Origin of the sequence: Parabacteroides sp. AF18-52 (assembly GCF_003479145.1) — a bacterium.
Lineage (GTDB): Bacteria > Bacteroidota > Bacteroidia > Bacteroidales > Tannerellaceae > Parabacteroides > Parabacteroides faecis.
Genome location: NZ_QUGR01000004.1, coordinates 85,981 through 109,610, shown reverse-complemented (window position 1 = coordinate 109,610; position 23,630 = coordinate 85,981). Strand labels below are relative to the sequence as shown.

The following is a 23,630-nucleotide window of genomic DNA, read 5'->3' as shown; positions in this document are numbered from 1 at the left end:
GATATGGCACACGGAGATCATTTAAAAGAAAATGCAAAGCCCCGGGAAGGAAAGAAAACTTTCTTCCGGCTGATTTCGTACCTGTCCTGCGACAAGCGGCTGTTGTTCGTGATCGGCTTCCTGATCATTGTCAGTATCGTGGCTAATCTGTTGGGGTCATACATGTTGCGTCCGATTATCAATGATTATATCCTTCCCGGAGACTTTCACGGATTGATCAGGGTCTTGGCTATCCTTGCCGCCATTTACCTGACAGGAGTTGCCGCCGTCTATATCCAATATATCCTACTGAATAAAATAGGCCAGCGCACCGTTACCCGTATGCGTGCCGACCTTTTCCAAAAGATGGAACATCTGCCGGTCAAATATTTCGATACACACCAGCACGGCGACTTGATGAGCCGTTACACGAATGACATAGACAAGATCAGTGATGCACTGACCGACAGCCTGTCGGATATGTTGTCGAGCGCTCTTACCCTGATCGGTATCTTCTGCCTGATGTTATATATCAGTCCGATACTTACTTTGGTAACTCTGATCACCGTTCCACTAATGTTCCTCTTTGCCAAAGGGATCGTTCAGCGAAGCCGCAAATACTTCAAAGCCCAGCAGGAGTCTATCGGTACCCTGAACGGTTATATCGAAGAAATGATAAGCGGCCAAAAGGTGATCAAAGTATTCGGACACGAAAAGAAAGTACAGTCCGACTTCGACACGCTCAACGACGACCTGAAAGGCAAATCAGAGAAAGCTCAGTTCTATTCCGGTATGATGATGCCCGTCATGCAGAACCTGAACACATTGAATTACGTCTTTATCACGATTGTAGGTGCCCTACTCGCCATCTTTCGTGGTTTTGATGTCGGCGGTCTTGCAGCCTTCCTGCAATATTCCCGCCAGTTCGGACGTCCGATCAATGAATTGGCCAGCCTTTACAACAGTATCCAGGCCGCCATTGCCGGAGCCGAACGTATCTTCGAAGTGATCGACGAAGCACCGGAAACACCGGACTCCCCCGAAGCCATCGCTTTACAGCAGGTACAGGGAGATGTTTCCATGAAAGACGTTTATTTCGGATACAAACCGGAGAAAACGATCCTGAAAGGTATCTCGCTCCATGCCTCTGCCGGTTGTAAAATAGCATTAGTCGGTGCCACCGGAGCCGGGAAGACAACCATACTGAACATGCTCCCCCGTTTCTTCGATATCCAGTCGGGCGAAATTGCCATAGACGGTCACCCGATACAACTGATCAAACGAAACAGCCTGCGCCAATCCATGGCGATCGTCTTGCAGGACACTCACTTGTTCACAGGAACTGTCCGCGAAAATATCCGTTTCGGACGTCTTGACGCGACCGATGAAGAAGTTGTACAAGCAGCCAAACTGACTGCCGCCCATTCTTTCATCAAACGTCTGCCCCAGGGATACGATACCTTGCTGGAAAACGACGGTGCCAACCTCAGCCAGGGACAACGTCAGTTGCTCAACATCGCCCGTGCCGCTATTGCCGACCCTCCTATCCTATTATTGGACGAAGCAACCAGCAATATTGACACCCGTAGCGAGATACTTATCCAGAAAGGTCTCGACCAACTTATGCAGGGACGCACCAGCCTGATTATCGCCCACCGCCTCTCTACCATCAGAAACGCAGACGTGATCCTGGTACTCGAACACGGACAGATCGTAGAACGAGGAAATCATGAAGAACTTCTCCGCTTAAAAGGGATATATTACTCGCTAAATCAGGAGCAGTTCAAGTAATTTAATTGTATTTACTGGCATACCATCTCTTAAAAAGTAATCTTTAGAAAGCTTTTAGGGTTAAAAGCTGTGTCAGAAAATAAAGGGAAAACGACCTGCTTATACAAACAGGTCGTCATAAAGTCCTGACTCCAAATCTGAAATGATCTTTTTTAAAGTTATAAGTAAAGGTTGAAGCTCATTCTTTACAATATCAAATATAATCTCCGGGTTAACTGATAGATAATCGTGAGAAATTATATTTCTTAATCCAAAAATATCCCGCCATGAAACGTCTGTATAACATTCCAATAACCGTCCTTCTGTAGGAAGGTCAATCTTTTTCATCGTCTCACCAATAGTTTGAAGCCGCATACATGTAGCATCAAACAAATTCATACCTTCATTCGATAACAAGAAATCATGATGACGCACCACTCCTTGTGTACAATTTATGGCCAATTCCGTGCGCATCACAACGAAATCCAACATATCGAGTATTGTTTCCTTAGATATAGATTGCATCTTTCTCAATATTGCGCCGAAACAATGCTCTCATTGTATCATGCAGGGTTATAACATCCACTCTTGTTCGAAAGAGTTTTTCTAAATCTTCCTGAATATCCATCAAGGTATGATAGCTGGTTTCCCGAAGCTTCACACAAACATCAATATCACTCCCTTCTCGTTGTTCTCCACGGGCAACGGAGCCGAAAAGGCCAAGAGTCATAATGCCGTACTTCTCCGCCGAATGAGCTTTGAAATCGCGCAACATTTCTACAATTTCAGCAGTTGTTTTCATTTTGTTACTCTCTTTCTTTGTTTATGTGCATTACAAAGATACAATATAAAAATAATATAAAATGTAAATGCAGCAAGAAAGTAATGTATGAGCGGTTTAGCTTAAAGAGCTACCTCAAACCCTCCGATAAACATCCTCAAACGGCAGCCTGCACCGTTCTCCCCAGATTCCCTTATTTCCGTCTCGTATTCCACAGGGAATAGCCATATTTATTTCAGCCCCGTGAGGTAACTTCAGTGCCTTTTTCAGCCGTCGGCTGTCCAGCCCTTCTAAAGGACAAGTATCATACCCTTCGTTTGCCATCGCAATCATAAACGTCTGGGCAGCAAGTGCACACGATTTATGGGCAACCACACGCACATCATTCTCGGATACTTCGAGCATCATCGGACGAAAGATACTGATGGTATTAGCCAGCAGCTTCCTGAACAACCCCAAAACCCCGAAGAACCGGGCATAAACAAACGGCATCAATTTCCCGTAGTATAATTCCCGGTCTTTGATACGTTTATCCTGACGTTCTTTCGGACTGTTCCGACGAATATTCTCCCGTTCGAAATCGAGAACAAACCGAGCATGCTTCCTGTACAAGTCTCGCCGTACAACGAAAACAACGATTTGCGAAGCAGTCGAAGCCGCTTTCTGGTCGAGACAAGCTCTTGAAACTTCCGCCAACAATTCGGGCTCCGTAATATGGTAAAACTCCCACAACTGCATATTCGAACTGTTGGGAGCCAATGTCGCCAGTTCCAGACAATGCTTCACCCTTTCCGGATCCATCGGTTTTTCTTTATCATACGCCCGTACCGAACGGCGGTAATTGAGGACTTCTTCTAAATTCATAATGCTGACTTATTTGATTAAAATACTTTTCTATATCACTACAAAATTAAAACATTCCCGCAATATGTTTGTTTACCAGCACAACATCTCCATCCTTTACTTTATGTTTCTTTAGCGGATAACCCTCAGGACTGAATATCGCTTTTGCCTCTATCAGCCGATTTAACAGATTTGCAGACAACCCTAAACAAGTTCGAATGACAGAAGACAACTTTAACCCAAACTCAAAACGGGTTTGAATCTTGAATGTTACAAACTCATCATCCGCGTTCAAGATATCATTTATCGAAATATCGTCATGCAATATCTCATACTCGACACTGCTATAATCTAACTCGACACTATTTTTTCGCCCTGTTTCTGAAGAAAAAGCATACTCCCACGCAAGTTCTTCATCGTTTTCCGAAAACTTACGAAATAACTCTTTCTTTATCTTTTCAGGTTTTGTGCGTGACAAAATCGTTAGGTTATATGTACTATCACATTCTATGCATCTATAAATCAACCAGACATCGATATTCCTTTTTTGCGCATTCATTCTAAATTTGTTACTACAATAAAACCGGTCGCAATTACAGTGATTACATTTTCTTTTTAAGGCAGGAGTATTTTTAGGCTTTATCTCCCATATATATTCAGTTTCCATTCTTTATACTGTGCTTGATATTCTTTGAAATATTTGATTATGATCCACAGCATTACAGTTATAGCAAACTCAGAAGTCGCCATAAACAACCACATCAAAGGCCTATGCCCTTAAAGCTCAATGCTGTAAATGAAAAAAAATAAATAAGAAACCTATTCGAGTAGGACTACTCAAACGAAAGAATTATCAGCCTGCGGTTTATGAGGCTAATATTAAGCCAGTATAAATTTAAGAATTGCTCCCAAAACGTGAATATTTATAATTTCGGGGCAAAGATAACGATTTATTGCTTATTTTAGTCAATTACAAGGAGTATCTAACGAATGCCATCAAACAAAACCAGTTTTTGGTATCCCCCCACTACCGTTTCTTTAGCATTTCCGGAGAATGTAAGAGCCGTATTCAGTTGGTTTTCTCTATGTCGAATGTATATCATGACTTTTCGGTTACTTTTTAGTTGAAAGATGATGAATTATATTACCTTTGTCATGTACAATACACATAAGCCATGAAATTCATTCAGGATTACACCCTAGAAGAAGAGTTGAAATTCTACAAAACCATAGTAAAGGTTTTGCCACAATCGATGATACTTCTGGATAAGGACAAAAATATAATCGGTATCTTCAACTTCTCACTAAAAATACTGGCAGGCAAATCGGTTGACGATATCCTCGGTACGAATATTCTCATGTATGCCAGCGATCCTACTTCACCATTCCATCAGGCTTGCTCAATGCTGAACGACGCATTCGAATCCGTTTCCACGACAGGAGTTCCGGTAAAATACCATTTCAAAATCCTCGACAACTACCTAGAATCGACGATCAGCAAATTATCCGACGGGCAGATACTCAACGAAATCCGTGACATCACCGATATCGTAATCAAACGAAACCAGATAGAGACAAAGGAATACGGGAAACTCGAAAATACAGCCGAAAGCTGGTTGCTCCAGCAAAAATACGAATCCTTATACAATCAGATGACCACCATCGTGAATACGTTGCCAGTAGGTGTTGAGATATACTCACCGGACGGTAAGATGCAATTCCTTAACGACACAGATTTCAAGATATTCGGTATCCCCAAAGAGACTTTTGACATCAGCGGCGTAAATATTAATGGCAATCCAAACCTCCCCGACAAAGTAAAAAAAGTAGTGATGGAAGGTGGTGATATCCGCTGTTCCTTTCCATATAGTTTCAATACAGTAAAAGATTCCAGTTATTATTCGACCTCTCAAGATGGTGACATCCATATTGAATGTATCGGCCGACCTATTACAGATGCCCGTGGACAACTCGAAAATTATCTGTTTATCGTACAGAACGTAACCGAGACAGTACGTGCCACCAGGCAACTCGAAGAAAAAAAACAATTACAGGACAACATTCTCAACAGTATTCCGGCTTGCATACAAATTAAAGATATAGAAGATAATTCGCGTTATGTATTCTGTAATGATGAGAGTCAGCGGTTGTTCGGAATCAGTGTCGATAAAACGATTTACGATGTGATGGAGGCTAAACGTGTCAGCCGCATCGAAAAGACCGACAAGGAAGTATTCGCCACTGGCAACCCCTACAACGGATTGGAGCATATCGAATTGAAGGACGGCCGGAGTTACGACGCACTCGTTCGTAAAAGTGTTATATTCGACAGTGGCAAGCGTATGTTGCTTACTGTCCGTTGGGACCAGAGTCTGCAAAACGACCTTAAACGACGGACTAAGATGCTCGACCTGTCCATGGAAATAATGAACGCCCATACCTGGTTCTACGAGCCGGATAAGGATAAGTTCAGTTTTGGCGAAGGCTCCGATAATCTTATAATTAACCCCGTATTGCACGATTCTCTAAAAAAATTCATCAGCTTCGTCCATCCCGACGACCGGAAACTCTTCCTGGACTCTTTCCGACATGCAATAACCCATGAAAACGAAAAGTGGAACGTAGAGTACCGTGCCGACCTGAATAATAACGGCACCTATAACTGGTGGCAGACACAAGGATTAGTCGAAACAACCCAACGCGACGAAGGTCTTTATACATTTATGTTCGGTATGACCATCAGCATCGACAAGCACAAGCAAAATGAATTGACGATGATGCGGGAAAACGAAAAGAAACTGAACGGCCTCATCCAACAAAACGAGCTTATACTCAACAATACCTACTCCGGCCTGGTCTATATCACCACGGACTATATCGTGCAATGGGAAAACGTCGCCAACTGTTCAGCCAGCCTCACCTACGAAGCTTACAAAAAAGGAAGCCACTGTTATGAGTCTTACGGGTTTACTTCCCCTTGCGAGGATTGCGTTATGCAACAAGCAATCCTTTCCCGACAAACGGAACAGATGCAAAACACGTTTGAAAACGGACATACCCTTGAAATTTTCTGTACCCCCGTTTTCAAAGAGGACGGGACAGCAGATGGTATTGTCATCCGCATGGACGATGTAACCGAACGGGAAAATATGATACAGGAACTGAAACATGCCAAAACCCTTGCAGAACAGTCCGACAAACTCAAGTCTGCATTCCTTGCCAATATGAGTCACGAAATACGGACTCCATTGAACGCTATCATCGGATTTTCCGATCTGTTGATGGAGACAACCGAGCCGGAAGAGAAAGCCGAATACATCAAAATCATCAATATCAACAACGAACTGTTGCTGAAACTAATCAGCGACATCCTGGACTTATCGAAAATCGAATCCGGAACCGTTGAATTGAAGTATGACAAATTCGATATCTCAACCTACTTCGAGGACCTGGTCATCTCGATGAAGCAGCGGATAACAAATTCATATGTACGATTGCTTTCTCATAATCCCTATCCGGATTGCAAAGTTAATCTGGACCGGAACCGTGTCACCCAAATCATAACCAACTACGTCAGCAATGCGATCAAATATACCCCAAAAGGATTTATCGAAATGGGATACGAGGTGGTAGAGAATGGCATTCGCCTCTATGTGAGAGACAGTGGCATCGGCATTCCCGATGAAAAGAAGAATAAACTCTTCCAGCGTTTCGAAAAGTTGGACGAATTTGCTCAAGGCACAGGATTAGGACTATCCATCTGCAAAGCTATTGCCGAAGCGATGGGCGGTAACGTCGGCTTTGAATCAACGTTTGGTCAGGGTTCTTTGTTTTGGGCCTTTCTGCCTTGCGAAACGGAGATACACCAGGAAAAACAGCTTCAAACGGAGAAAAAAACCGTCCCGGTTCCAAACAAATCATCCATTTCAAACGAACGGAAAACGATTCTGATAGCAGAGGATATCGAAAGTAATTACTTATTGGTTTCGACTATCTTAAAGAAAGATTATGACCTGATCCGGGCTAAAAACGGGCAGGAAGCTATGGATATTATCAAAAGTCAGCCTGTCGATTTACTGCTGATAGACATGAAAATGCCTATTATGAATGGATTGATAGCAACAGAGAAGATCCGGCAGTTCAACACCAAACTACCGATTATAGCCCTCACAGCTCACGCATTCGATGCAGACCGCCAAGCAGCTTTGACCGCCGGTTGCAATGAATATCTGATGAAGCCTATCGATAAAACAAAACTCTTCGATATATTGCAAGAGTTTTTATAATCTACATTTCAAAAAGTCTATTCAATCCGCTGTTGCAATCGGTGTGTCTGTGCCGTATCGGAAAAACCTCTATAACGGAATTGAACAGATTGGATACAGATGCCGTAAGGAGCATAATGAATGATTTATTTCAAATAATATCCTCCTGTTTTTGGAGCACCCCTAAACTCTATCACTCCTTTTTCGTTAAGAGATTTAAGGTAACGCATTGTTGTTCTCCAACTTTTAGAAATATTTTCAGCTATTTCTGAGGCATTTAATCCTGGTTTAGTTCTAAGTAGGTTTATTATCGCTTGTTCATTCTCATTTACTATGTCATTTACTATGTCATTTACTATGTCATTGGTGGCATAGTTCTTTATTTGCCTCTTGAATATCACCGTAAACATCCCATCTGTTCGAAATTCTGGTTCAGGAAGATTGGCATCCTTCATCGCTTCTTGCATACGAGGAATACCAGATGCAACTCTTTCAACCAAAAGCATACGGGTAAACAATCCAAATATTAATGGATTACGTGCCATACTTTTATGACCAAAATTTTTAGCAACTATCGGTAACAATCCTCCGGGATTGGAAACCTCTACTCTGTCATCGAACATTTCTATCGTAATAGTTGCTCCTTCTTCGTAATAGTCACGATGGGACAAAGCATTTATAATGGCCTCCTTAAATACAGTCAACGGTATTTCCCATATTTCTTCTCTCTGTCCAGGACCTTCTATTTTATATGCAACTTGAAGTTTGCTTTCAAGCCACGCCATTGCTTGCACATATTGTTGATACAGTGGCCCACCGAAAGATTTATCATCTATGATATAAACTTTAGTTGTTCCTTTGAAAAGAATACATCTCACAACAACATGAGGAAACATATTTTCTGGATGCTTGCCGAAAAACATAGCTGCCCCATTCTTCGCTATTCCCTTCTCATTAAACAACATCAAGTTCTCAAAAATCTGTTTATCTGAAGTTTCAGGACTAAGTTTGGATTCTCTGCGGAAGTCCCTGAAATTTTGTTCATCTACATCTGAATAGATATTGAACTTGAGACAAGGAATTGCATCAAAAAAAATCTTATTACATTCCTGAAAAAAACTACGCATTTCTTCTGCTGTGCGAAGTTTCTGAGAATTAGCTCCTTCACGGACAAAAATAGAACCGGAAAATATATAAGGTTTATCTTTTCCTGACGGAACATCGATAACCCATACCGTTGTATTTTCAATGTTTACAGCATACATATCACAGTGGAGAGCCGGAGATATTTCACTGATAGAACCCTGGATAGCAGAACGTTTGTCATTTTCTAAATTAGTTCCAATAACCTGTCCACTATCATCTACTCCAATAAGTAAATAACCTCCGTCTGCATTAGCAAAAGCGCAAATTTCTTCTGTCAGTTCACGAACTTTTGAGGGAACACGAACTTTAAATTCTACATTATAGCCTTCTCCGCTATGAATGAGTGCTTGTAAGTTTTCTTCTTCTATCATACAAACTGATTGAAATACAAAGATACGACTTACTTTTACAAACCCTACCATTGATCCAGTTTATAAATATGAAGAAAGTAGAATCACTTATATTCTTTCATATTATCCCAAAACAACCTGATGATAGCCCATTGATTCCAGTTTTGCGACTTTCAAAAGGCCACCTTCATGGGCAATGGCTATCTGGGGAAGTAACATGTCTTCCTGTATGCCATAACGAGACATCGTATTTATACATAAATAAAATTGTGTACCCTCATACGACAGGCGTGATATAGTTTCTTTGATAGTTTCCAAATTCGTGAATCGTAAACAAGAAAGTAAAGCGGTTCCTACAGCAACAACAGCGATGTTTCCAACTTCGTTAGATGATTTCTTCAAATTATCCACATGTGAAAACAACTGATTCCAGCAAGTGTCTTCACGAATCAAAAATACAAAACTGAACTTTTCCATGATAAACGTTTTTCATAGGAACAGGTTAGATACGAAATAAGTTTAACTAATGTACTTTTGGGTAGTCATATTCCATATGCGGAGAATATGGCAATTAATCTCCGCATACTATACGGCAAATACAAATATTAATCCCCGCAAACTATCATATTACAAGTTCATAATTAGTACTTCTTCCACCTTCATCCGTTTTACGTAACACACCTTTCGTTATCAAATCCTGTATATCACGCAAAGCCGTATCAGCTGAACATTTTGTGATTTTACCCCATTTAGAGGATGTCAATTTTCCATCAAAACCATCCCAAAGCAAATTTACCATTTTGATTTGTCGTTCATTCATAGGGACTAATCGATACTTATCCCAGAAAGCTGCTTTCTGTAAAACACTACTGATTGATTTTTCTGTATTGATCAATGCCGCTTCCAGACAATCGAGAAACCACTCAAGCCAGCCGGTTATATCTAAACCGCCTTTTTGTGTTTTCTCCAATATCTCATAATAACCTTTACGCTGCTTACGTATCTCTGTAGACATACTATAAAAACGATGTGGCATTTCATCGGCACGAGCCAAAAATAAATCCATGATTGTACGAGCTATACGTCCGTTTCCATCATCGAATGGATGGATAGTTACAAACCATAAATGAGCAATAGCAGCTTTTAAAACCGGATCAATCTTCTGATTATCATTCGCCCACTCCAAAAACAATTTCATTTGGAAAGGTATATTATCCGAATCTGGAGCTTGATAATGAACTTTCTCTTTACCCATCGGTCCTGATATAACCTGCATAGGTTCTACCCCTTGTCTCCAATCTGCAACCGTAATTTTATATATACCACTTCTACCTGTCGGAAACAACGCAGCGTGCCAATTAAAAAGACGTTCATCAGTCAACGGATTCATATAATTTTGAGTGGCATCCATCATTAGCTGTACTACTCCATCGACATAACGATCTGCCTCAGGTAACCCTTCAGTTTCCATGCCCAAATGACGAGCAACAGAAGAACGTACCTGATCACTATTCAATATTTCCCCTTCTATTTCTGAAGATTTGGTAATATCAGCAGTCAATGTATCAAGCATCGCACTATTCTTCAGATCAAAACCTAACGCACTCATTTTGCCAACAAGCTTACCTTGTAGTCCTCGTACCTTCCCTAATTTATAGGATAACTTTGTATCATCCCAAGTAAAATTAGGCCATTCTGTCTGTTGCCAAATATAGATAGCACTCATAATCTCCGTATATTTTGCGGTAAATATATAAAAAAGCACAATCAATACAAAATCAGACAAAGAAAACCTCAATAATATCCTATCCCCCGCAAAACTCCACAATCGTCATCTTCCCTACCAACACTAACGCCTCTTCATAAGCAATCTCATCTTTGCCGAGATGCCCAGCTAGAGTTCCGACCTTGCCACAAATCTGGAAGCTGATCAGGACGGACATTGCGATATGGTTTACAGAGGTTTGTGCAGTACGTTCTACGATTTCGGTTAGGTGGAGCATTCGGATAAACAAAACAGGATAACGGAGAGGACAACGGAGACAGGACATGACGGTTCTTTGCTGAATGAAATCAATGTATGACTGGCGGTCGTGGATGATTACTTCCCGGATGAATTTCTGGTGCTTTTGGGGTAAGGTAGACCAGACGGTAAAAGCTATTTTGTAGATTTTTTCAAGGAAATGGATACGGCCTTCTTTCGACATTTTGTCGAGGCTCCGATTAAAGACTCTTATGTCCGGCACTTTTCCATTGGGGAATAAGGCTTCTAATTTGTTTTGTTTCTTCATGATATATTCTGACAGGCGTTGAATAATTAATAGGAAAAACAAATAGCAGATGTATTGGGACGCAGATTCACAATTCATTATATTAAAAATCTGCACCCCAAATACGATCCATTTTCAGACATTCAACTCTTCGAGTAAAAACTTACCAGGTTTGAACTTGACACTTGTACGTGCCGGTATCATACAGGAAATACCTGTGCGGGGATTTCGCCCCTCCCGCTCGTTTTGTTTCCAAGAGGTGAAACTTCCAAATCCCTGTAACATGACAGGTACATTTTGTTTGAACGCTTCTGTCAATACTTCCTGAAAGACATTGACAAATTTACGTGACTGTTCTTGCGTGATATTCATTTTCACAGCCAACTCGTTTACTAATTCTGCTTTATTCATAAGCCACTACTTAAAAATATATTACTAATTTACAACAAGCAACTCTCCCGTTTAAATACGTTTTTCGATATTCCGCGTACGCTTGGCACGATTCTTTTCTTCTACTTTTCGCTCTTCCGTTCAATACCTCTACCATTTGACAAAAACGACAAACCGTGATTTAGTGTCAAATGTGTAGACCTATCTAGTACGGACGCAACGAATACAATTGCTGTAAGTATCGTAGTCACTACCGACATCACCATTACCAAGACTCACTACCCAGCGACCATAGGTACCACCGGCTGTAACAGACCAGTAGTAATAACGAACAAACGGTGTGAAGCCACTTATCCCCTCTAACGTATTTCTATTTTGCCATATTTGTATCAACTCAGTCTTTGAAGGTATACGCCAATCACTCCTCTCTTCCGTTATCAAATTATTACAATAAGAATTAGCATTACTAAAAGTCACTCTACTGTCTACTTCCGTCTTACAGACCTGAATAGCACCAAGATAAGCCGGAATTTCCGGTTCCTGATTAGCCGTAACCGTAGCTGTACGCGTCGGAGCCTCTGTAACTGCCACTGTAAATATGCCCGTACGTTCAGCACCGGTATTGACGGATGCAGTAAAGGTCAAAGAATCATTTCCACTACCACTGATAGGACTCACTGTTATACCATTACTTGTTTCCGGAGATATAGTCCACGCTAAACCGGCAGTAGCAGTAACCAAACCGGCAGATGTTCTGGTAGCAGCAGCATCGATTACAGTTGTAGCATTGGTAGTACTAAAAGAAGAAGGATCCTGGTTTATAGCGATCGTTCCTGTCGGACCATCAATCGGATCGCCTGCACGAACAGTGATTTCACCGCTTCGCAGGGTTGAAAACGGATTTAGCGATACCTCAAAAGTTATATTTTGGGCACTACCCGTTGTCAGACTTCCTGACGTCGCTCCTGATAATGTAATCCAATCTCCGTTCGTAACATTAGCTATCCAACTCAAACCGGATGTAGCAATGAATGCCGATGCCTGATCGACTGCCGCTTCCGCATTCATATTTACTGTTGAGCCGGTCACAGCAGATCCTTCTTGTCTGACAGTTATTTCCTGTTTTAGATCCATATAACCGGGATCGCCCACCGAAGCCCCCGCCTTCACCGTTATTTTTCCGATACGCTCCTGAGCTAGCGGATTACATGTAGTCGCTTCTACCTCTAACGTTTGTACACCAGCCAGAGCCTCACTACCTGACGTACCCGGATTTGTAGTCGCCCAATCCAGCCAGCCGTCACCACTTAAAGTTGCCAACCACTGTAATCCTTCGGTAGCAGTAAAAGAAGAAGCACCACCAGAGCCGGCTTCCGCATTCAGCAAAATATCATTTCCTTTCGCCAAGGTAGAACCACTTTGGGTGATTGTTACGGACTGACTCGTGTCATTTATATTAATATTAAAGGAAACACTACGGCTTTCCGCTCTCGGATTGGCTTCTTCAGCCTTGAACACAACATTAGCAGGACCTTGATATGTTATGGTTGCACCCGATGGAATATGCTGACCGTTCAGAAGGGCAGACAACCAAGCAGGCATATCGAATACCCATTGTTGCCCCGGACGGGCTGTGATTTGTATCTCTTTTTCTCCGCCTTTATTAGCAGGCATATCGCCCGGATCAACCTCAATAGGAGGTATTCCGCCTACGGTAATACGTTCATCGGAAATGTCTATGCCCAACAATGTAACAGTCATGGTATAATGAGCATTACGTATTACGTCATAGTTATTCATATTACTACCCGGGAAAAAACGAAAAGTAACATCGGAATATGTTACTCTGCCCTGCACGGCATCACCCGTCAGTTCGATACAGGTTGCATTCGTCACACCGGTTCCGATTTTCTTCTTTTCGGAATCGACAGCATCAGGACCGTCAACAGTTCCTGCCATATTCTCCGGCAGATACCAATAAACAGTTGCACCCAACGGACTAGCCGTACCGGTATAAGTTTCATAACTTATATCCGCCAGCTGTCCTGTAGGAACTTCCACCAACGATATAGCAGGGGCATTCTTTAAAACTACCGAAGTCGGAGTAAAACTCAATTCAGCCCCTGTCGAATAGGTAAATTCGATCTTCGCTATCAGGCGTGTCAGTTCTACTGTAATATTTCTTATACCGCCGACCAACACTTCGCCTTCCCACATACCCACCATCTGACACAAATCATTAGCTGGTAAGCCGGCATTTGTGGGTGTATAAGTCAATGTATGTTTCTTTAATGTCGTTTCATCTGCTATCGCACCCAAGTCACCGGCATTCGAGACAAAATACACACGACTCCTGTTGCCATTCTGGTTATGTTTCAGTTTCAGGTTGACAGTTGTTGCTGTCAGAGAGGGAAGATACTGATTAAACAAACGAAGGCCTGTCGTAACATCATACTGCCCTACCCATAAGCTAGCTATCTGACTTTCTTGCGCTTCCGACAATGAGGTAGTAGCTTTGGTCTGCACCGAATCTCTTACTCCGACAGTCAACGTATCCGATTCGATCGAACCATCGGCAGTGAAAGTGATACTACGTGTTACAGGAATCCGATTAGCCAGTACATTAAGATTGAATCCGGCATCCACATCTTTCAAGGCATGCGGAGGAATTTCGTTTTCTTCCACATCGGTCTGCGTACAACTGCCGGCAAATAACAGAAGCAACAACACAAGCGACCACGCTTTATTTACTCGTTTCATTGTATTTCTTTTTTTAATTAAGATTCGTATTATCAGTTCTTTTCAGGACTTATCCACCGACATCACCATTTCCGCTCCAAAGTATTTCACTCCACTGGGCAACTGTTACAGTTGTGCCTATCCCTTCATTGATATCCGGGTCAGGATAAGGACTGTCAGGGGCTCCCACATTATCATCTCTAAAAGAGATCGCATTCCACGCCAGTACCCTCATAAGCAAACAACTTTCATTATTTTTCACCTCAAGTGTGAAAATATATCGTTTACCCGCATCAAATGTTATATTCCTGTCTATAGTAGCTCTCAGGGTCGCTGTCTCCTGATTTCGAACCACTGTTATTTCTACATCAAAAGGTTGGCTGTCTTTTGGTAAAATAACACCTTTTGTTTTATTCAGACCAAGACCATCCGGATCAGAGTCCGGTTCCACAAGTTCAAACTCGTCCGCAACAAATGTCACTTGTGCGTTTATACCTGTACCTCCTCCCGTAGGAGGAATACCGGTATCCTCTCCTGCAATTAGGGAGGCACCTGAAGAAGAGATATTCTTTATCACCAGCCTGGTCCCATATAACTGATCGAAAGGGAGTGCATTCCCCGGCCAAGGCATCACATTAAATACTACCTGTGCACATTTCCGACAAAAAGTGTTCAACGTGATCTGACCTGCATTTCCTGAAACCGTAACGTCACGCACGAAAGAGGTCATCACATCTTCTTTATGGAGAATCCCGGTTATTCCATACATTCTGTCGGTTCCATTCAGCAACGAACGCGCCGGTGAAACAGCATAAAAATCGAAAATACCGCCCCGCACGACCAGCTTTTGAGCATCCCCCGGTATCTGTTTACCATCCGCATCCACACAACAAGGGGTCAAATCACCATCGGATCCTACCACATAGGTTGCTTCAAATGAAGGGGCTACCGTAGAAAAAGAGACCGGTGGCGATATTTCGCCTGTCTTGCTTCTAAAATAGGCTCCAATACGAACGGTACTTCCCGCAGGCAAAGGAGTGGGTGACGGGATGACGGTTTCACCCGCACGAGTCAAAAGTTCAGGTACACCCAGGTCAGGTTTTCCAAAACTGAGTACTACCGACCGGTTCTCTTCCGGTACGATCTCCTCCACCGGGCCTGCCGTACACCCCGCCAGCAGACTACCGGCCAGTAGCCTCAATAGAAATAATTGTACTCGATTCCCTACCATCTTATTCATTTTAATTTTCAATTCTCTATAGTGAACGGAGGGGGTATCGCTCCCCACCCGTCCTGATCGTTGCGGCCTATTCTACCGGTACTTCGGTCGACCCGCCGTCACCCCAGTCTGCAACCTCTATATTGTCAATTACAACACCTTGCGGAGACAACCGAATATTGTAGATATAATTATTCCCTTTTATCCAGTTAACCATAAATGAGCCGACAGAACCGCTGCCTCCGGGAGGAGTCATCGTAAACATGCGATCATCGTCAAGCGTCATTTCCAATGTCGCAACCACACCTGTCACAGGAATAACCAACCCGAAAGCCTGCACCGCCACATCGGATACATCGACAACATTACTCCCTACCGTACGCATATCGCCATCGGCAGTAAACCACAACTCATCGACAGCAGTCATCGTACCACTCAAGTCACCCGTTGCCAGATTTAACTTGGCACTCGAAGATTTCTTAAAACCGTCAGCACTTTTCAATACTACTTTTTTTACACTCGCGTCAGCAAATACTGCCCCTCCATCCATTTCCAACACCCGAAAACTAACTTTTGCCAAAGCATGATTCATGGTTAAAGAAACTTCCGGATGCCAACGATCAACTTTATCCGGAACCGTACAATACAGATAATCATCCTGATCTGTCTCCCACTGTATGTCAGTCGATGCGTCTACCGGATTTCCCCCGTCGCTGAAGTAAAATTTCTGCTTATCCAACATCTTAACGCCACTCATCAAGGGTTCTCTCGGAGTACCCGACAACGACACATTCCTTTCTGCAGGCGAAAAGCCATATACCGTTCCTTCCTCCGAAAACAGTAAAAGTATCTCTTCACCTTCCGCTAGTTGCCAGGCTGCAGGAACAGCCAACGCATCGAAAGTAAACACCTGTGTATTATTTCCGCTTGCATAGGCACTCACAACACCATTACTGCTTTGCTTCGTGACGCAAAGACCGACTGTTGTCAACGGATTTGGATTTATAGCACCATCCATCGGACCGCCGGTCACGACACTTCTCGATTCGATCTCTAACGACAAGCCCAGATGCTTAACGGATAAAGGAACACCTTGTTCTATGTCATCCTTGCCTCCAGCTTCAGGCAAAACAATATCTGCTTGCGTACAACCTACACACAACAAGAGAAAGAAAACAACCGAAAGCATATATATGAACTGTTTCATGGGCTTTGTTTATAATGATACTGATTACAGAGGTATTTCGTCCTCCTCGTTGTCAATCCATGCTTCAACAGTTACATCCATCACAGTCAACTTATTACGTCCGGCTGAAAGCGTATATATGTAGTTATTGTTAGCATCCCAGCTATTCGCAGGCAGGACAACGGGGTAATCCACTGCAGCGTCCACACCTTCTTTCAATGTTACGATCACCTCTATATCATTATCACCGAATGTGGTAGGATACACAATGTTACTGACCGCTTTGGATACAACTTTTGCATTCACGGTAGTACCATTCGTTACAAAGCTATATTGCCCTTCCGTTCCACCGGTTTCCACTTGTCTCATTAATATATAGTTATCAATCGTACGGCTGATGTCTCCATTCACCAGTGCATTGGGCGTAATCGTACCATCGACCAAAGACATATAGGCTGTACCCATCTTGAAAGGATCTGACCCGCCGGTCATATTCTTTATCCGGAACTTTGTAAAGTTCACATCATTATCACTCAGTTTACCGCCGTCATACACACGGAAAGTGACCATCGCCATAGCATGCTTCATATCCAGATTGATCTTATAACCGGGATTGACATCATTCGTATTATCCGGTTCATCTTCCGGCTTGACCGGTTGTTGTCCGACAGTACGTCCGTTATTGACATAACGTCCGCCGTCAGCACCAAAGTACAGGTAGTCTTTCTCTGTAGACAAAGAGAGGTTTATCAGATTTGTTCTGGGTGTACTCGTCCATACCCCACCATTCCAATATTTCTTCGCATTATTGGTCGATGCATCGATATTTCCGCTTGCCAGAATTGTTACCGGAATTTTCAGGTCGGTTGCACTGGCTATGTTTAGAGTCGGATCATAAGGATAATAAGCATAGACCTGCCCGATGTTTTTGGTCAGAAAATAAGGAACTTCTCTCGTTGTTTCAAAATCGACTCCTTTTGTCTGTATGGAAATCCAGTTTGCTCCTCTTGCATCTCCCATATACCACACATGGTGACCGGTATATCCCCCGGCATCAGGTTGATACCAGTCGGTTGCATTCTTATCTGTAATCACAATACCCAAACCCGGTGCAATATCAGCCTGGCCATAATCAGCTGCATTATAGGTTATAAGATCACCGCTTACCACCGATTTGGTAGATGCCTTTGATCCAGCATCCACCTTTAAATTAGGTGTGATGCCCAAAGTAACCAGATCGTCATCACCGGTACCGTCAACAATCTCAGTTTCTGTCTCCGAACAGCTTGTAGCTGTCAGCAGGGCTATAAAGAGAGCCCCCATTGTCATACTCTTTTTCATTTTCATTCGTTTTTTTAATTATATACTATTTATATAGGTATATCTACCTCGTCATGTTCTGTCCAGGCAGCCACGCCAACGAAGGTTGTTTTTATTTGGCTCTCCTCTGTGAAAAGTAGCGAGATTACATGGCTTTTTCCTGTCAGAAAACCACCCTCTACCCCTATAGCCACCTCCGATGTCGTCTCTGTTTCATTACCTCTTCCATCTTTGGTCGTAACAATCTGCAGACGATACGACCCACCCGATACCGGAAGCAAGACAATACCCTGTGGATCGGGTAATTCTTCTTCTTCCTCAATCTCGGGAATCGGAAATACAGGCATATCCGGCACAGATACTATCTTTATGTCGGTAGCTGAAGAAACATCTGTAAGGAAAGGAGGAACTACCGAAAAAGTTAGTTGCTGTCGGGTATGCACATTTTCCACATCAATCTGAGTGACGCTTCCCCATTTATCGGCATCCCTGCTGTAACAAACCAATTGTATCTGCGTCAACAGATGGTAGAAAATGCATGTATTGAACGGTGTATATGCATTTCCATTCAGGAAATCGGTTGCCATAATATCGGTTGTTCCATCCACCGTAAACTGGACCATTCCCGCCGCCGTATCTGCCTCTACAGTTTCACCCTCCATCGGAAAATAGCCCTGCATACGGATAGTACGTCCATCGACCGGATAAAACTGCGGGACAGTAAACAAAATTGGTTGCCTGCCATCTCCACCGTTACGCACAGCCTTGCACACGTGCCATGCACCATACGTTCCCGATTGAGGCACAGTTTCATCCTGACGGGCAAAACAGACAGCCAAAGCATCCGCATAGCCGGAACCGATCACCGCGCGGGAAGAAAGTCCGATCGACCCTTCCAGTCGAACCGTTGTCTCGACAGGTTGTAACCCATTGTTGCCTCCGTCTGAACAGGCCATTCCCCCACTCAGGCAAACGAACGCCGTTATCACTATTCTTTTCTTCATCTCCTGCTACGCGTAAAGGGATTATGGAGGAGTTATCTCTGAACCACCACCGTTACCGGTTTGCCAGGGAGCAATACCGGCTTCTATACTAATCTCGCCATCAACCGTAAAGTTGAGCATGATCAGGTGGGACTCACCGGCCTTGACACCACCATTGATATTGTCGATAGGTACAGCCAGTATTTTTTCAGTTCCATTATAAGTGGCTACAACTTCCAGATTGATAGCAGAAGCAGCCGTTCCCATATCTGCAACGGGAAAAACCATCAAGTGACCGATTGCAGGATTAACTTCAGCAGACGACACCACTTCTTGTGGACAGTTCACTACCGGAAGTACCTGGTTTGCTGTTCCGTTTATCACAGATGCACCATTTACCTTATCGAGTGAAAGCGTCAGCGAAGTCGCTACATTCTGTAACTTTATCGAAGAAATGGCGGTCCATTTCGCTATCGCCTCGGTAGAGCCTGTACACAAGAACTGCAACTGAGTCAGCAAATGGCGGAATGTAAACGGAGTGAAATGATTATCGGATGCTCCGGTTTGTAATTCTGTAGCCATTATATCTTCATCGCCGGTAATGGCATATACAACAGTTGCAGGATCGCTGTCCGTCGTCAGAGTAGCCTGGGGATGAAAGCCGATCAAGACCGACTGTCCGTTAGTATTCAGATAGGTTTGCCTGGCATCGAATGTGATAGCCGTATTATTAGTACCACCGGCACGGACGGCTTTGACCGCTGTCCAGTTACCAGTTGAACCCGGATTATCGAAACGGGCAAACGACACATCCAGATTATCTGCATAATCGGTATCTATCACCGCACGGGTAGACTCTCCGATACCGGCACTTATCTCGATCGTCCCTCCGGAACCACTCTCAAGAGGCTCCTCCCCGCTGCTACAACTACAGATAAAAGTAGCCGACAGCATACTTATTACCAGAAACTTGTTTGTTTTCATATTATACTAGTGTTTATTGATAAAATGATACTTGATTCTTTTTTCTTTATTCTTCCGTTATCGTTCCGTTTCCGGAAGCACCGGTTTTCCAGGGTGCTATTGCAACGGAAAGGGAAGCTTCATCCTTCACGCGAAGTCTGACCGACAACAAGTAAGAAGTACCTGCAACCGACAGCTTATCATCTTCATGGAATGTGACCGGCAGATGCTCGAAACACTCCAAATTGCCGTCTTTGTCTTCTATCGTTATCGTCAGGTTGACTGCTATGCCGGATTGTATCATGGTCACTTTCCCGATATCCGTCCAGGTGGTTGTTAAAGAAAGCCTTTCTTCTTCCTTCATCCGGTCCACAACCACCACCATTCCCCTTTCGCCACTGAATAACAATCTTTTATCCACCAACGACAGTACAGCTTCCTGTTGCATTCCCTCCGCAACCAGGCTACGTAATTTCCATCCTTGTGCTTCGCCTACTGCATCACAACACAGGCGAAAACGGAGTTGGGTCAGCAGATGAAGAAATTCAAACGACTTTTCTTCCCTCCAGAACATATCCGTCAGAGAGCCGCTTTGCTCATTCGACACCAGAATATCCTGCTGTCCATCAACCGAATACTTTCTCTTCCCGGCGCTATCCTGCTTGCCTTCAGGGGCAAAACCGCACAGGTATATACGGCTGTCGTCGGAAGGATAATATTTCGGTCCTGCCATGTCGGTACTTCCGTCCGGTTTTACAGAGGCTTTCCAGATCTCCGTATACTTCCTCGATTCATTCCCCTTGGCAAAAAACACCGGGTTGGAAAAAGAAGCCTCTCCTGAGAGTTCCTTCAAAAAAGCATAAAGTACCAATTCCTGTCCATTCTGGTTGGAAAGTTGTATGTCATTGCCTGAACACGCCGTCATCATTCCCCACAGAAAGGAAACCAGTATCGGTAAAGTGTACCGTTGAACATGTTTATTTTCAATTTTTATTTTCATATCTGTCATTTCAAATATTCTTAATAACTGTCACATAGCCCGATTGCTCACCTCTCCCGTCCCTTCTTTCCACTCTGAAAGAATGATTTTAAATCCATCCACTTTATCATAGACAATCTCCATATCCAATACGATATAGGCCGATATGCTTTTTTCCAATGCGTCGATTACTTCACCGGTTATGTTGGTCAATGAGGTAATCTCCTTCCCGTCTTTCGTCCTGAGCGTCAAATAAAGTTCGACCGGATCGTTATTCTCCGTTCCTCCCGATAAACCGAACAGGTTTAGAGAAGCGGTATACACACCCGAAGCAGCAACCACCGCTTCGAATGCCATAAAAGCAACCGTATCAAACAACGGTTGCCCGTCCGGTATGTGTATCCGCGCAGAGACACCTGTCAAACGACCGGACAATCCCTCTAACGAAAGCACTTCTTCCCCTCCTTTTACTTTTATATTCAGTTCCAATGTCTTGACCAGATTGATCGGATACAGCTCTTCCACTACGGCCTGCTTCCCTCCTATATCGATTATCTGGCAACCCGTGCCAGATAAATTACCAGGATGCTCAATATGCACAGAGGACGATTTTAATCCGGATATCTGCCGTACTTTACCGTAAGCCTGTTCATAACCGTTATCCATTTCCAGCACGACGTTCTCACAATCGGTATTGCAAACTGCCACCTTATATTGTCCCGCCGGAAGTGTCCCCTCGTAGCCTGAAGCAGATCCTTGCCGGATAACCGGAAATCCGATCCCGTCTTTATAAAAATAATAAGTCATCACCGAAGGATGATCGATCCGTGTCTGCCAATTAAGATGCAAACGTACTTTTCCGTTCCTTTCCCAATCTTCATCGGGCGTATGATAAGTACAAGCCGGTAGAGCAAGAGCGCATACAAGAAGTACCACCCACTCCCTAATTCTATTTTTTTCCTGCTTCTTCATATTTCTATTCTTTCTTTATCTGATTTGAAAACGATATACCAAACTTACCTTCAAACCAATCATAAAACCCGTCGACGAAAAATGGGTCTCCAAATAATTTTTGTCATCTATTTTATCGTAACGATATTTCTTTCCGTCGAAAACCGAACGATAACCAGTCCGCATACTAACCTCACAACAGAAGCCTTTTCCTAAAGGTATCAGACAGCCTATGGAAGCACCTAACGTCCAAAAACGACCCGTTCTGCCATAAAGTACCTCGCTATCGGGATCAATCTCACTACCACACACATCAAAATCTCCATACTCACCGAATAATCCAGTATTCAGCCCGGCAAAACAACCGGAACGCAACGGTCACACACGGGGTTCGACTGAAAATTCAGAGACCGACCAGCGGTCGCGTATCTTATCTTCATAAGAGAAATCAGCGTACATTCCTGATGCAACGACCGACCAACGCCCGGCAAAATACCATTCAATCTCTAAGTTAGGCATGAACGAACCGGTCTCTATCTCTGTCTGACCGGTTCCCAAACGCACCGAAGGGACCAATGTACACCAGGGAAGCAGGTTCGTTTTTACAGCAAGATATGCCGCTCTTCGTTCCGTTTTTTCTACAATAGCCGGTATCTCCTTTACTTCCTGCCGGGCGGCTAAATTATGTTCATTTTTTACCGGCATTGTTTCCTTCGTAACCAAAAGGACGGCTGAAACGTCTGCCACTTTATATTGTTGCAAGGTATCCACCACCGATGCCAGCCGGTAATCTTCCAGTTCCGAAGGGTCGAAAAGAGGATCGTCTATCCGATATACTTCATGGTCATTATGGCCCGTTACCCCACGACGGTACAGGTCGACATAGGGCACAACTCCATACCGACTAATGGCTGCCTTTATAGCACTAGGGTAACGGCTTTCGCTGTAATGAATGGCTATATTGGCGAACCAGGGCAATGGTTTATGAACCTTATATACATGTACCTGGTCACGGTAGTTTCCGCTACGGTCGATATAGAAGGCAACACAATCATGGGGAATATCGAAACGGGTTTTCAGGTAGGCACGGATACGACCCGCACGCAGCGAGGCTTCGTTTACAACCTCTTCATCTTCGTATTCATAGGCATTCACATGCGAGACGATCAACAAATGGCAATCACCTTTTAGGATTTGGTCACGGGATACGTCGAGTAAACCGCCCATCCGTTCCAATTGATAAGCGTTGTCTCCGTAGTCAGCAAGGAACAGGTCATTATCCTGGCGGAAAGAGAAAAGGAATGATTCAGCCTTATAATAGGTCGTAGTCTGGGCATCCGTTTCCATCCCCTGAAGGAAGTTAAGCAGTAACAGGAAGATCATTCTTTCCCATATTCTCCGGTGTGAACTTTTTATCCTATACATATTAATATATAATACCAGTTTGTTCAATATTAGGCAGTTGCCATGATTATCACTAACTCTCTGTAAATGTT

20 protein-coding genes are annotated in these 23,630 nt (G+C 43.4%); 2 read left to right on the top strand and 18 right to left on the bottom strand.

Annotation, left to right across the window (positions count from 1 at the left end; translation table 11 throughout):
* Positions 1-3 precede the first annotated feature (3 nt).
* Positions 4-1,770, top strand: coding sequence for an ABC transporter ATP-binding protein (locus DWX23_RS09110; protein ID WP_122374250.1), 1,767 nt, complete (start codon positions 4-6; stop codon positions 1,768-1,770).
* Between the two features lie 99 nt (positions 1,771-1,869).
* On the opposite strand, the gene DWX23_RS09105 is transcribed toward DWX23_RS09110, so the two are convergent.
* From DWX23_RS09105 to DWX23_RS09090, 4 genes are all read right to left on the bottom strand, one after another.
* Positions 1,870-2,241: a DUF86 domain-containing protein gene (locus DWX23_RS09105; protein ID WP_229800959.1), complete on the bottom strand. Its 372-nt coding sequence runs from the start codon at positions 2,239-2,241 to the stop codon at positions 1,870-1,872.
* Between the two features lie 16 nt (positions 2,242-2,257).
* On the bottom strand, positions 2,258-2,551 hold the full coding sequence (locus DWX23_RS09100) for a nucleotidyltransferase family protein (protein ID WP_122374248.1): 294 nt from the start codon (positions 2,549-2,551) through the stop codon (positions 2,258-2,260).
* 114 nt (positions 2,552-2,665) lie between these two features.
* Positions 2,666-3,394 carry a nitroreductase family protein gene (locus DWX23_RS09095; RefSeq protein WP_122374247.1) on the bottom strand — a complete coding sequence of 243 codons (729 nt, stop codon included), beginning with the start codon at positions 3,392-3,394 and terminating at the stop codon, positions 2,666-2,668.
* A gap of 46 nt (positions 3,395-3,440) precedes the next feature.
* Positions 3,441-4,040, bottom strand: coding sequence for a DUF1062 domain-containing protein (locus tag DWX23_RS09090; protein WP_122374246.1), 600 nt, complete (start codon positions 4,038-4,040; stop codon positions 3,441-3,443).
* Positions 4,041-5,025: 985 nt separating this feature from the next.
* Between DWX23_RS09090 and DWX23_RS09080 the strand changes: the two genes are divergently transcribed.
* A complete protein-coding gene (locus tag DWX23_RS09080) occupies positions 5,026-7,659 on the top strand; it encodes a response regulator (protein ID WP_122374411.1) in 2,634 nt (877 codons plus the stop codon).
* Between the two features lie 125 nt (positions 7,660-7,784).
* Here DWX23_RS09080 and DWX23_RS09075 read toward each other — a convergent pair whose 3' ends face one another.
* The 14 genes from DWX23_RS09075 to DWX23_RS09010 form a co-directional block, all read right to left on the bottom strand.
* Positions 7,785-9,155 carry an ATP-binding protein gene (locus DWX23_RS09075; protein WP_122374245.1) on the bottom strand — a complete coding sequence of 457 codons (1,371 nt, stop codon included), beginning with the start codon at positions 9,153-9,155 and terminating at the stop codon, positions 7,785-7,787.
* A 102-nt stretch (positions 9,156-9,257) separates the two neighbouring features.
* The gene (locus tag DWX23_RS09070) at positions 9,258-9,611 is read right to left on the bottom strand and encodes a DsrE family protein (protein ID WP_122374244.1); all 354 of its coding nucleotides are present in this window, start codon (positions 9,609-9,611) and stop codon (positions 9,258-9,260) included.
* 145 nt (positions 9,612-9,756) lie between these two features.
* Positions 9,757-10,860: a Fic family protein gene (locus tag DWX23_RS09065; protein ID WP_122374410.1), complete on the bottom strand. Its 1,104-nt coding sequence runs from the start codon at positions 10,858-10,860 to the stop codon at positions 9,757-9,759.
* Positions 10,861-10,939: 79 nt separating this feature from the next.
* A complete protein-coding gene (locus DWX23_RS09060) occupies positions 10,940-11,425 on the bottom strand; it encodes a hypothetical protein (protein WP_122374243.1) in 486 nt (161 codons plus the stop codon).
* A gap of 114 nt (positions 11,426-11,539) precedes the next feature.
* Positions 11,540-11,815, bottom strand: coding sequence for an HU family DNA-binding protein (locus DWX23_RS09055; RefSeq protein ID WP_122354942.1), 276 nt, complete (start codon positions 11,813-11,815; stop codon positions 11,540-11,542).
* A gap of 180 nt (positions 11,816-11,995) precedes the next feature.
* On the bottom strand, positions 11,996-14,554 hold the full coding sequence (locus DWX23_RS09050) for a BACON domain-containing protein (protein ID WP_122374242.1): 2,559 nt from the start codon (positions 14,552-14,554) through the stop codon (positions 11,996-11,998).
* Between the two features lie 49 nt (positions 14,555-14,603).
* Complete coding sequence (locus DWX23_RS09045; RefSeq protein ID WP_233587556.1) at positions 14,604-15,773, bottom strand: fimbrillin family protein; 1,170 nt, start codon at positions 15,771-15,773, stop codon at positions 14,604-14,606.
* Positions 15,774-15,840: 67 nt separating this feature from the next.
* Complete coding sequence (locus DWX23_RS09040) at positions 15,841-16,959, bottom strand: fimbrillin family protein (protein WP_122374241.1); 1,119 nt, start codon at positions 16,957-16,959, stop codon at positions 15,841-15,843.
* A 24-nt stretch (positions 16,960-16,983) separates the two neighbouring features.
* On the bottom strand, positions 16,984-18,279 hold the full coding sequence (locus tag DWX23_RS09035; RefSeq protein ID WP_233587555.1) for a fimbrillin family protein: 1,296 nt from the start codon (positions 18,277-18,279) through the stop codon (positions 16,984-16,986).
* Positions 18,280-18,308: 29 nt separating this feature from the next.
* Positions 18,309-19,262, bottom strand: a complete 954-nt coding sequence (locus DWX23_RS09030; RefSeq protein ID WP_122374239.1) for a fimbrillin family protein — start codon at positions 19,260-19,262, stop codon at positions 18,309-18,311.
* 21 nt (positions 19,263-19,283) lie between these two features.
* Entirely contained in the window at positions 19,284-20,225 is a 942-nt protein-coding gene (locus tag DWX23_RS09025) for a fimbrillin family protein (protein WP_122374238.1), read from the bottom strand.
* A gap of 46 nt (positions 20,226-20,271) precedes the next feature.
* Positions 20,272-21,204, bottom strand: coding sequence for a fimbrillin family protein (locus tag DWX23_RS09020; RefSeq protein ID WP_158607062.1), 933 nt, complete (start codon positions 21,202-21,204; stop codon positions 20,272-20,274).
* A gap of 30 nt (positions 21,205-21,234) precedes the next feature.
* Complete coding sequence (locus DWX23_RS09015; RefSeq protein WP_122354949.1) at positions 21,235-22,155, bottom strand: DUF5119 domain-containing protein; 921 nt, start codon at positions 22,153-22,155, stop codon at positions 21,235-21,237.
* A gap of 357 nt (positions 22,156-22,512) precedes the next feature.
* The gene (locus DWX23_RS09010) at positions 22,513-23,517 is read right to left on the bottom strand and encodes a DUF3575 domain-containing protein (protein WP_233587553.1); all 1,005 of its coding nucleotides are present in this window, start codon (positions 23,515-23,517) and stop codon (positions 22,513-22,515) included.
* Positions 23,518-23,630 lie beyond the last annotated feature (113 nt).

Bases quoted from the DNA above. Each gene is read 5' to 3' on its own strand.
- DWX23_RS09025 (WP_122374238.1), bottom strand. From the start codon at position 20,225: ATGAAAACAAACAAGTTTCTGGTAATAAGTATGCTGTCGGCTACTTTT.
- DWX23_RS09110 (WP_122374250.1), top strand. From the start codon at position 4: ATGGCACACGGAGATCATTTAAAAGAAAATGCAAAGCCCCGGGAAGGA.
- DWX23_RS09050 (WP_122374242.1), bottom strand. From the start codon at position 14,554: ATGAAACGAGTAAATAAAGCGTGGTCGCTTGTGTTGTTGCTTCTGTTA.
- DWX23_RS09070 (WP_122374244.1), bottom strand. From the start codon at position 9,611: ATGGAAAAGTTCAGTTTTGTATTTTTGATTCGTGAAGACACTTGCTGG.
- DWX23_RS09100 (WP_122374248.1), bottom strand. From the start codon at position 2,551: ATGAAAACAACTGCTGAAATTGTAGAAATGTTGCGCGATTTCAAAGCT.
- DWX23_RS09030 (WP_122374239.1), bottom strand. From the start codon at position 19,262: ATGAAGAAAAGAATAGTGATAACGGCGTTCGTTTGCCTGAGTGGGGGA.
- DWX23_RS09060 (WP_122374243.1), bottom strand. From the start codon at position 11,425: ATGAAGAAACAAAACAAATTAGAAGCCTTATTCCCCAATGGAAAAGTG.
- DWX23_RS09105 (WP_229800959.1), bottom strand. From the start codon at position 2,241: ATGTTGGATTTCGTTGTGATGCGCACGGAATTGGCCATAAATTGTACA.
- DWX23_RS09015 (WP_122354949.1), bottom strand. From the start codon at position 22,155: ATGAAGAAGCAGGAAAAAAATAGAATTAGGGAGTGGGTGGTACTTCTT.
- DWX23_RS09075 (WP_122374245.1), bottom strand. From the start codon at position 9,155: ATGATAGAAGAAGAAAACTTACAAGCACTCATTCATAGCGGAGAAGGC.
- DWX23_RS09020 (WP_158607062.1), bottom strand. From the start codon at position 21,204: ATGAAAATAAAAATTGAAAATAAACATGTTCAACGGTACACTTTACCG.
- DWX23_RS09055 (WP_122354942.1), bottom strand. From the start codon at position 11,815: ATGAATAAAGCAGAATTAGTAAACGAGTTGGCTGTGAAAATGAATATC.
- DWX23_RS09010 (WP_233587553.1), bottom strand. From the start codon at position 23,517: ATGATCTTCCTGTTACTGCTTAACTTCCTTCAGGGGATGGAAACGGAT.
- DWX23_RS09065 (WP_122374410.1), bottom strand. From the start codon at position 10,860: ATGAGTGCTATCTATATTTGGCAACAGACAGAATGGCCTAATTTTACT.
- DWX23_RS09090 (WP_122374246.1), bottom strand. From the start codon at position 4,040: ATGGAAACTGAATATATATGGGAGATAAAGCCTAAAAATACTCCTGCC.
- DWX23_RS09095 (WP_122374247.1), bottom strand. From the start codon at position 3,394: ATGAATTTAGAAGAAGTCCTCAATTACCGCCGTTCGGTACGGGCGTAT.
- DWX23_RS09040 (WP_122374241.1), bottom strand. From the start codon at position 16,959: ATGAAACAGTTCATATATATGCTTTCGGTTGTTTTCTTTCTCTTGTTG.
- DWX23_RS09035 (WP_233587555.1), bottom strand. From the start codon at position 18,279: ATGAAAAAGAGTATGACAATGGGGGCTCTCTTTATAGCCCTGCTGACA.
- DWX23_RS09080 (WP_122374411.1), top strand. From the start codon at position 5,026: ATGACCACCATCGTGAATACGTTGCCAGTAGGTGTTGAGATATACTCA.
- DWX23_RS09045 (WP_233587556.1), bottom strand. From the start codon at position 15,773: ATGAATAAGATGGTAGGGAATCGAGTACAATTATTTCTATTGAGGCTA.